The 7,109-nt window shown below is 39.8% G+C and carries 6 protein-coding genes; 1 reads left to right on the forward strand and 5 read right to left on the reverse strand.

Annotated features, from left to right (window positions below; genetic code table 11):
• Positions 1-29: 29 nt before the first annotated feature.
• Positions 30-1,238, reverse strand: coding sequence for a carboxynorspermidine decarboxylase (gene nspC / locus G603_RS0114500; protein ID WP_026670679.1), 1,209 nt, complete (start codon positions 1,236-1,238; stop codon positions 30-32).
• A gap of 62 nt (positions 1,239-1,300) precedes the next feature.
• On the reverse strand, positions 1,301-2,008 hold the full coding sequence (locus G603_RS0114505) for a tRNA threonylcarbamoyladenosine dehydratase (RefSeq protein WP_026670680.1): 708 nt from the start codon (positions 2,006-2,008) through the stop codon (positions 1,301-1,303).
• A 134-nt stretch (positions 2,009-2,142) separates the two neighbouring features.
• On the opposite strand from G603_RS0114505, the gene G603_RS0114510 reads away from it, so the two are divergent.
• The gene (locus tag G603_RS0114510; protein ID WP_026523523.1) at positions 2,143-2,508 is read left to right on the forward strand and encodes a response regulator; all 366 of its coding nucleotides are present in this window, start codon (positions 2,143-2,145) and stop codon (positions 2,506-2,508) included.
• Positions 2,509-2,637: 129 nt separating this feature from the next.
• Here the strand turns inward: G603_RS0114510 and G603_RS0114515 are convergent, their stop codons facing one another.
• The 3 genes from G603_RS0114515 to G603_RS22905 all read right to left on the reverse strand — a co-directional run bounded on the left by G603_RS0114515 (position 2,638) and on the right by G603_RS22905 (position 6,727).
• The gene (locus G603_RS0114515) at positions 2,638-3,900 is read right to left on the reverse strand and encodes a saccharopine dehydrogenase family protein (protein WP_026670681.1); all 1,263 of its coding nucleotides are present in this window, start codon (positions 3,898-3,900) and stop codon (positions 2,638-2,640) included.
• A 117-nt stretch (positions 3,901-4,017) separates the two neighbouring features.
• Entirely contained in the window at positions 4,018-4,881 is an 864-nt protein-coding gene (speE, locus tag G603_RS0114520) for a polyamine aminopropyltransferase (RefSeq protein WP_026494717.1), read from the reverse strand.
• Between the two features lie 217 nt (positions 4,882-5,098).
• The gene (locus G603_RS22905) at positions 5,099-6,727 is read right to left on the reverse strand and encodes an InlB B-repeat-containing protein (RefSeq protein ID WP_026670682.1); all 1,629 of its coding nucleotides are present in this window, start codon (positions 6,725-6,727) and stop codon (positions 5,099-5,101) included.
• Positions 6,728-7,109: the final 382 nt, after the last annotated feature.

Raw genomic sequence — 7,109 nt, forward strand, 5'->3', positions numbered from 1 at the left:
CCGTTTATACTGCATAAGATTCTAACATATTAAAGCCTCATTTTAAAGTCTTCATATCCAAAGGTTTTTACTACTTCACAGCTTTCTTCATTATGCATCAAAGCTATGTCGGGAAGCGGCATTCCGTTGAAGGTATTGTTTTTTACCATGCTGTAAATCGCCATATCTTCAAAAACAAGACGATCCCCAATATTGAGTTCTGAATCGAAGCTATAGTCCCCTATAACATCACCTGCAAGACAGGTTCTTGAAGAAAGTCTGTAGGTATACTTTTTTTCACCGGCTTCGTAGCCGTCTCTAAGAGGTGGTCTGTAGGGCATCTCCAGAACATCAGGCATGTGGCAGGCAGCAGAGGTATCAAGAATAAGCACGGGATACTTCTCAGTCTTTACAATATCCATAACAGTGGTAATAAGGTATCCTGCATCAAGAGCTATAGCTTCTCCCGGCTCAAGATAGACTTCGATATCGTATGTCTCTCTTATGTATTTAACAAGCTCTATCAGGCCTTCTCTGTCATAGTCATCCCTTGTGATGTGATGACCTCCGCCCATATTTATCCATTTTAAGGCAGATGTACCGGTTGCGCCTTTATCAGAAGCGCCTGAATTCGCCTTCTGCGGAAGGTACTTTCCAAATTTCCTCTCAAATTCGTAAAAGGTATCTCTTAAAGGTTCAAAACCCTGTTCACATAAGGTATGAAAATGAAGTCCCTCTACGCCTTTCGGAAGTTTATCCGGCATATCGCAAAGTCTTATGCCAAGCCTGGATCCCGGTGCACAGGGATCATAGATTTCATGACCTTCCTGAGTGGAAAACTCAGGATTAACACGAAGCCCGACAGATAGCTTTCCTTCCTTCCAGCTGCGCTCCCAGATTTTTCTGTGATGCTCTAACTGATTTATTGAGTTAAATACAAGATGGTCAGCAATACCGCACACCTCTTCCATCTCATCATCATGAAAGGCAGGTTCAAAAACATGAACCTCCTTGTCCCCGGTTTTTCCTTTTTCATGGAACTCCTCGAATGCAAGCTTGGCTTCAAAAAGTCCCGATGCCGTGGTACCTGTCAGGTATTTTGCAATAAGCGGATAAGTACTGTAGGCTGAAAAAGCCTTCTGTGCAAGTAGTATCTTTGCTCCCGATTTATCCTGAATATTCTTTAATATGCTGCAGTTCTTCGAAAGCTTTTGCTCATCAATTACATAGACAGGTGTTTTTAGTTCATCAAATCTCATTTTCTGTTAATCCTTATTACTTATAAAAAATCAATATTCTTAGCTTATATTAATGCAAGCGCTTACTCTTTGTTTATCAGATCCTTAAATACCTCACTGGCAATTATAAGGCCGCAGGCAGATGGACAAAAAGCGCTGCTTCCGGGAATAGCCTTATGGCGCTCTTCATCATAAAGCTTACTTTCTATAGGCTCTTCGTCAGAATAAACCACTTTAAGATTTTTGATATTCCTTTTCTTAAGCTCCCTTCTCATAACCCTGCAAAGAGGACAAATGCTGGTCTTATAAATATCAGCCACCTTGAACCTCGAAGGATCAAGCTTATTTCCTGCGCCCATGGCGCTAATAATAGGAACTCCAAGTTCCTTTGCTCTTTTAATGATCTCAATCTTGGCAGTTATCGTGTCAACACAGTCAACGATATAATCATACTTTGAAAAATCAAAATCATCAGCATTTTCAGGAAGATAAAAGCACTTATGGACATCAACCTTAACCTCAGGATTGATATCCAGCATACGCTCCTTCATCACATCTACTTTATTTTTCCCAACAGTGCTGTGAAGGGCAATTATCTGTCTGTTCAGATTACTCTCTGCCACAGTGTCGCTATCTATGAGATCAAAAGCACCAACACCGCATCTTGCCAGTGCTTCGCATACATAGCCTCCTACACCGCCTACTCCAAACACTGCAACTCTCGCGTTTTTCAGTGAAATCAGCGCATTGCTGCCAACTAAATTTTCAAGTCTAGAAAACTGTTCTTCCATAAACTTTCCTTTGTAAAATTTATTTTTTATTAATAAATTTCTAACGATTTTTTATTGTACTTTCAACCGATTTGTTGCAATAATTATTATATAAATTTTAACCTACTAACGTATTCTAGCATACGGGGGTAAATATGCGTAAACGAATTCTTATAGCAGATGACACAACCTTCATGAGAGAAATGCTCAAATCGGCTCTTGATAAGGAAAAATATGAGATCGTTGGGGAAGCCACAACCGGTCAGCAGGCAATTGATATGTATAAAGAAAAAAAGCCTGATCTTCTGATTCTCGATATTAATATGCCTGTAATGAATGGAATCGACGCTCTTACTCATGTTATGGAGCTTGACCCCAAAGCAAAGGTCATTATGTGTTCTGACCAGAAACAGGAACCAATGATCGTGCTTGCCCTTAAAAAAGGTGCTAAGGACTTCGTAATCAAGCCTTTCCTTTCAAGTGATGTTATGCGAGCTCTTAATAAGGTATTTAAAGAGTAATAGTTATTCAAATATAAAGCTACTAAAGGCGCAGAACCTGAATTCTGCGCCTTTTAATATGCTTGAATTTATTAGAAAAAATGAATCAGTCAACTATCCGCAAATCATTTTATGTTGATCAATGGAATATCAATCAATAAGTGTAGGATTCTCTTCTACTACCCAGGGAAGTCCGTACTCATTAAGCATCTCCATATAAGGATCGGGATCAAACTCATCTGTTGTGAATACGCCCGGCTTTTTCCACTGTCCTGTTACAACAAGAGCTGTACCGATCATAGCAGGAACACCTGTTGTGTAGCTGATTGCCTGGCTTCCTAGTTCTTTGTAGCACTCCTGGTGATCACATACATTGTAGATGTAAATTGTTCTTTCTTTTCCATCCTTTATGCCGCGGAAAATGCAACCAATATTTGTCTTTCCAATAGTTCTGGGGCCAAGGCTTGCAGGATCCGGGAGCAGTGCTTTAAGGAACTGAATAGGAACAATCTCTCTTCCCTCGAACATTACAGGACTTGTTGAAAGCATTCCAACATCCTCAAGACATCTCATGTGGTCAAGATAGCTCTGACCAAAGGTCATGAAGAAACGGATTCTCTTAACCTCAGGGAAGTTTCTGCCAAGAGCTTCGATCTCCTCATGGTGAAGAAGGTACATATCCTTTTTACCAACCTGAGCAAAATCGTACTCTCTCTTTATCTCCATGGGCTTAGTCTCAACCCAGTGGCCATCTTCCCAGTAGCTGCCGTTGGCACTTACTTCACGAAGATTGATCTCAGGGTTAAAGTTTGTTGCAAATGCATAGCCGTGGTCACCACCGTTACAGTCCATGATATCGATATAATGAATCTCATCAAAATAGTGCTTTTTAGCATAAGCAGTAAATACAGATGTTACGCCGGGGTCAAAACCTGTTCCAAGAAGAGCTGTAAGACCTGCATCCTTGAACTTATCAAAATAAGCCCACTGCCAGCTGTAATCAAAATAAGCTGTAAAGCCCTTTTCCTTGCAGCGCTTCTCATAGATAGCTCTCCACTCAGGATCGTCTGTATCCTCGGGCTCATAATTTGCTGTATCAATATAATCAACCTTGCAATCAAGACATGCATCCATGATTGTAAGATCCTGATAAGGAAGTGCCACATTAAGCACAGCATCAGGCTTGTAGCTGTTAATAACTCTCTTGATATCCTCTACATCATCAGCATTTACAGTATCTGTAGTAATCTTTACAGGTGTTCCTGCCTTATCTAGCTTCTCCTTAAGAGCATCACACTTGGAAACTGTTCTTGATGCAATGCACATCTCTGTGAAAACTTTGCTGTTCTGTGCACACTTCTGGATTGCAACCTGTGCTACACCGCCGCAACCAATAACTAATAATCTACTCATTTTTAATCCTCCTAATTTTCCCTCATCCGGCGCTTCGCGCCACCTTCCCCCAGAGGGGGAAGACTATTATTGCCTTCTCCCCTCTGGGGAGAAGGTGCCCGTAGGGCGGATGAGGGGTTATCTAGACATATCCTCTTCTTCCTGAAGAAGGTCCTCAACATACTTAGGCAGCATGAACGCTCCCTTGTGAAGATGTGTTGTATAATACCAGGTCTTAATATTTCTCTCTTCCCATCTGTCAGGATTAAAATCCTTAAGGGGATGATACTTTTTACTTGCAAAACCAAAGAGCCAGTATCCCGCAGGACATGTAGGAATATGTGCCTGATAAACCCTGTTTATGGGGAATACTCTGTAAGCCTTCCTGTGCATCGCTCTGCAGCTCTCTTCATCTTCATCATAGAAAGGACTTCCGTGCTGATAGACCATAATTCCATCATCATGAAGTGCCTTGTAGCAGCTTCCGTAGAATTCCTTGGTAAAAAGTCCTGCCTCGTGTCCAAGTGGCTCCGTTACATCATTAATAATGAGATCATACATATCCTCACATTTTCTAAGATATTTAAGACCATCCTGGTAATAGATATGAACCCTGTCATCATCAAGGCCGCAGGCATTATCCGGAAAATACTGCTTACAAACATCCACAAACATACTGTCCGGCTCAACCACATCTATAACCTTGATCTCATCATAGTGACTGAGCTCTCTGGCAACACCGCCGTCACCTCCGCCAAGGACAAGGACTCTTTGAACTTTGGGATGAACCGCCATCGGCACATGAACTATCATCTCATCATAAGGGAATTCGTCCTTTTCAGAAAAAATAATGTTACCGTCGGAAGTAAGAAACTTGCCAAATTCAGGTGAATCAAATACATCTATTCTCTGAAACTCGCTTGAACCGGAGAAAAGCTGCTTCGCAAGACGAATGCTTATCTTTACATTATTTGTATGCATATCGCTAAACCAATAATCCATTTCAGCCATAATCTCTAATCTCCATTTTTTCATAATCATATGCAAAACATAGCTAATCTGCGCATAATATGCAATTTAAGATTACATACGTCAATCCGAAAAGTCAATGAGTTGTTAAGTCAGACCCTCAAAACGCTTGGCAACCCCCTCAAAAAGTTTAATTATCCAAGAAAGGAGCCCCGAAAAGAGGCTCCTTAACTATTGAAAAATACTAATCTTATTTAACCTTTACGCTCTTTGTTTTACTCCAATTTGAGTATACTTTAGCTGCTCCGGACTTCTTATAAGTACGGATTCTTACGTAGTATTTCTTCTTGGATTTAAGTTTCTTGATTTTTGTTGAGGTGGTCTTTGTTTTCTTAATAGTAACAGTCTTGACATTATTCTTGAAATTCTTGTCTGTGCTGTACTGAATTTCGTAACCCTTGATACCTTTAGCTGCCTGCTTCTTCCAGGTAACAGTGATTGATTTCTTTCCTGCATCAAGCTTGGAAACTTTTGTAGTCTTCTGCTTCTTGTCGATGTTCTCCTTAGCTTCTGCCCTATCAGTTGATTCGGTGTTAACCTTGTCGTTATCATTAACGGTCTGAGCCTGAGACTGATCGGCATTCTGATTATCAGTTATTGCAGGCCTTTCTTTAAATACTATTACGAGTTTTTCATAATATGGACCTGGATTATCATTCTCAATGGTTTCAAGACTATTTTTACTAAAAGTATAAGTTATGTCATATTCAATACTGTTGGTTGGAAGAACTACATAAGTAATATCTTTTACATCCGATCCAGTAATCTCGATATCATAATTACCATCACAATCAAGATCTATTTTACTATTAAATTTCGCAAATCTTTCATCCCATTTAGCTTTTTCTTCAAGAGCTGTGATATAAATAAGGGTTATTGCTATAGCTTGGGATGGAATACCCTTTAAATTATTTTTTCCTTTTGTAAGGTCCAATGTATATGATCCCTGATTATTTTTTTGATTAGAGGGATCCACTACGGTGCCTGGATCAGGATTCGTTGATTCATCCTTTTCCCATTTTGAGTAGACTGCGATTGATTTAGTTATAGGAGTACTAAAGTCAAATGGTATAGTAAGTGCTTCATCTGTAAACCAGCCCTTGAAGATGTAGCCAGGTTCTGAGATCTCTTCGATGGACTCTACAGGTTTACCATAGTTAACCTTTTTAGTAAAATACCCATGACTATTACGTCCATAAAAATATACTACAAATGTAAGTGAGTCACGTAGTGTTGTTATTAATTGATTGGTTTCATTAATACAATTACTTAGCGTATTAACATAAGCATTTACTTGATCAATTTTTAAAGCATTATTAAGGCAACTATTATAATGGGTAATTGTGCCAATAAGTGTCTCTCTTTTCTTCTGTAAATCCGTAGAGTCTTGTATTAAATAATAATAATCAAGATCCGGCATACCGTTATATAAATTGAGGCCATCATCAATTAGTCTTTCAAGTTCGGTTGTATCTGCGCCTACTACTGTAACTGTTAAATTAACTCTGACTTCCTTATATCTGGCTGTATCTTTTGGTACGTAACCTGCTAAATATGTGAATTCACCGATGTAATTCAGGTAGCCATTATCACGCCAACCCCATCCATCAGGAAGTTTTACATCACTTAAAGATTGTCCCAATATTCCGGTGACGTCTGTAGGTATCTCGTATTCAGGCTCAGCTCTTTCTATAATTACTGTGTAATTAGCAATTGGACTCTCATAATACTTAACATACTCATCTAATACAGTTGCAGTTATGACTGCACCACCATTACCTACGTCGACAATCGTCACTTCACCTGTGTCAGGATCCACCTTAAGTACGTTCTCATTACTTGATCTATATTTAACTGATATGTAATGACCTCCTGTCAAGAGAAAACTTACAGGGAGTCACCACAAACTTATTTAATTGTTACTAAAGACATCCGGAAAGAGCCTCGGGGTATCAGTTCCCGGCATTGGCCACTCTGATATACGTGGATTGGTTACCGACAGGTCAATGGTCCGCCGTGAGCTCTACCGTCTAAAAGCGTGGATCACAGATCACTCTGTGCCGGCATAGTTAAATCGTAGATAGCTCGAACCTTGAAATGGCCGAAGCCCTTTCAAGATGCCTTCAGTTGTTACTTGGTTCTTGCCAGATGTAAATGGCATAAGCCATCTTACATCTGCTTGATCACCCACTATAACAGCG

The organism is Butyrivibrio sp. AE3006 (assembly GCF_000424165.1).
In the GTDB taxonomy this organism is placed as follows: domain Bacteria; phylum Bacillota; class Clostridia; order Lachnospirales; family Lachnospiraceae; genus Butyrivibrio.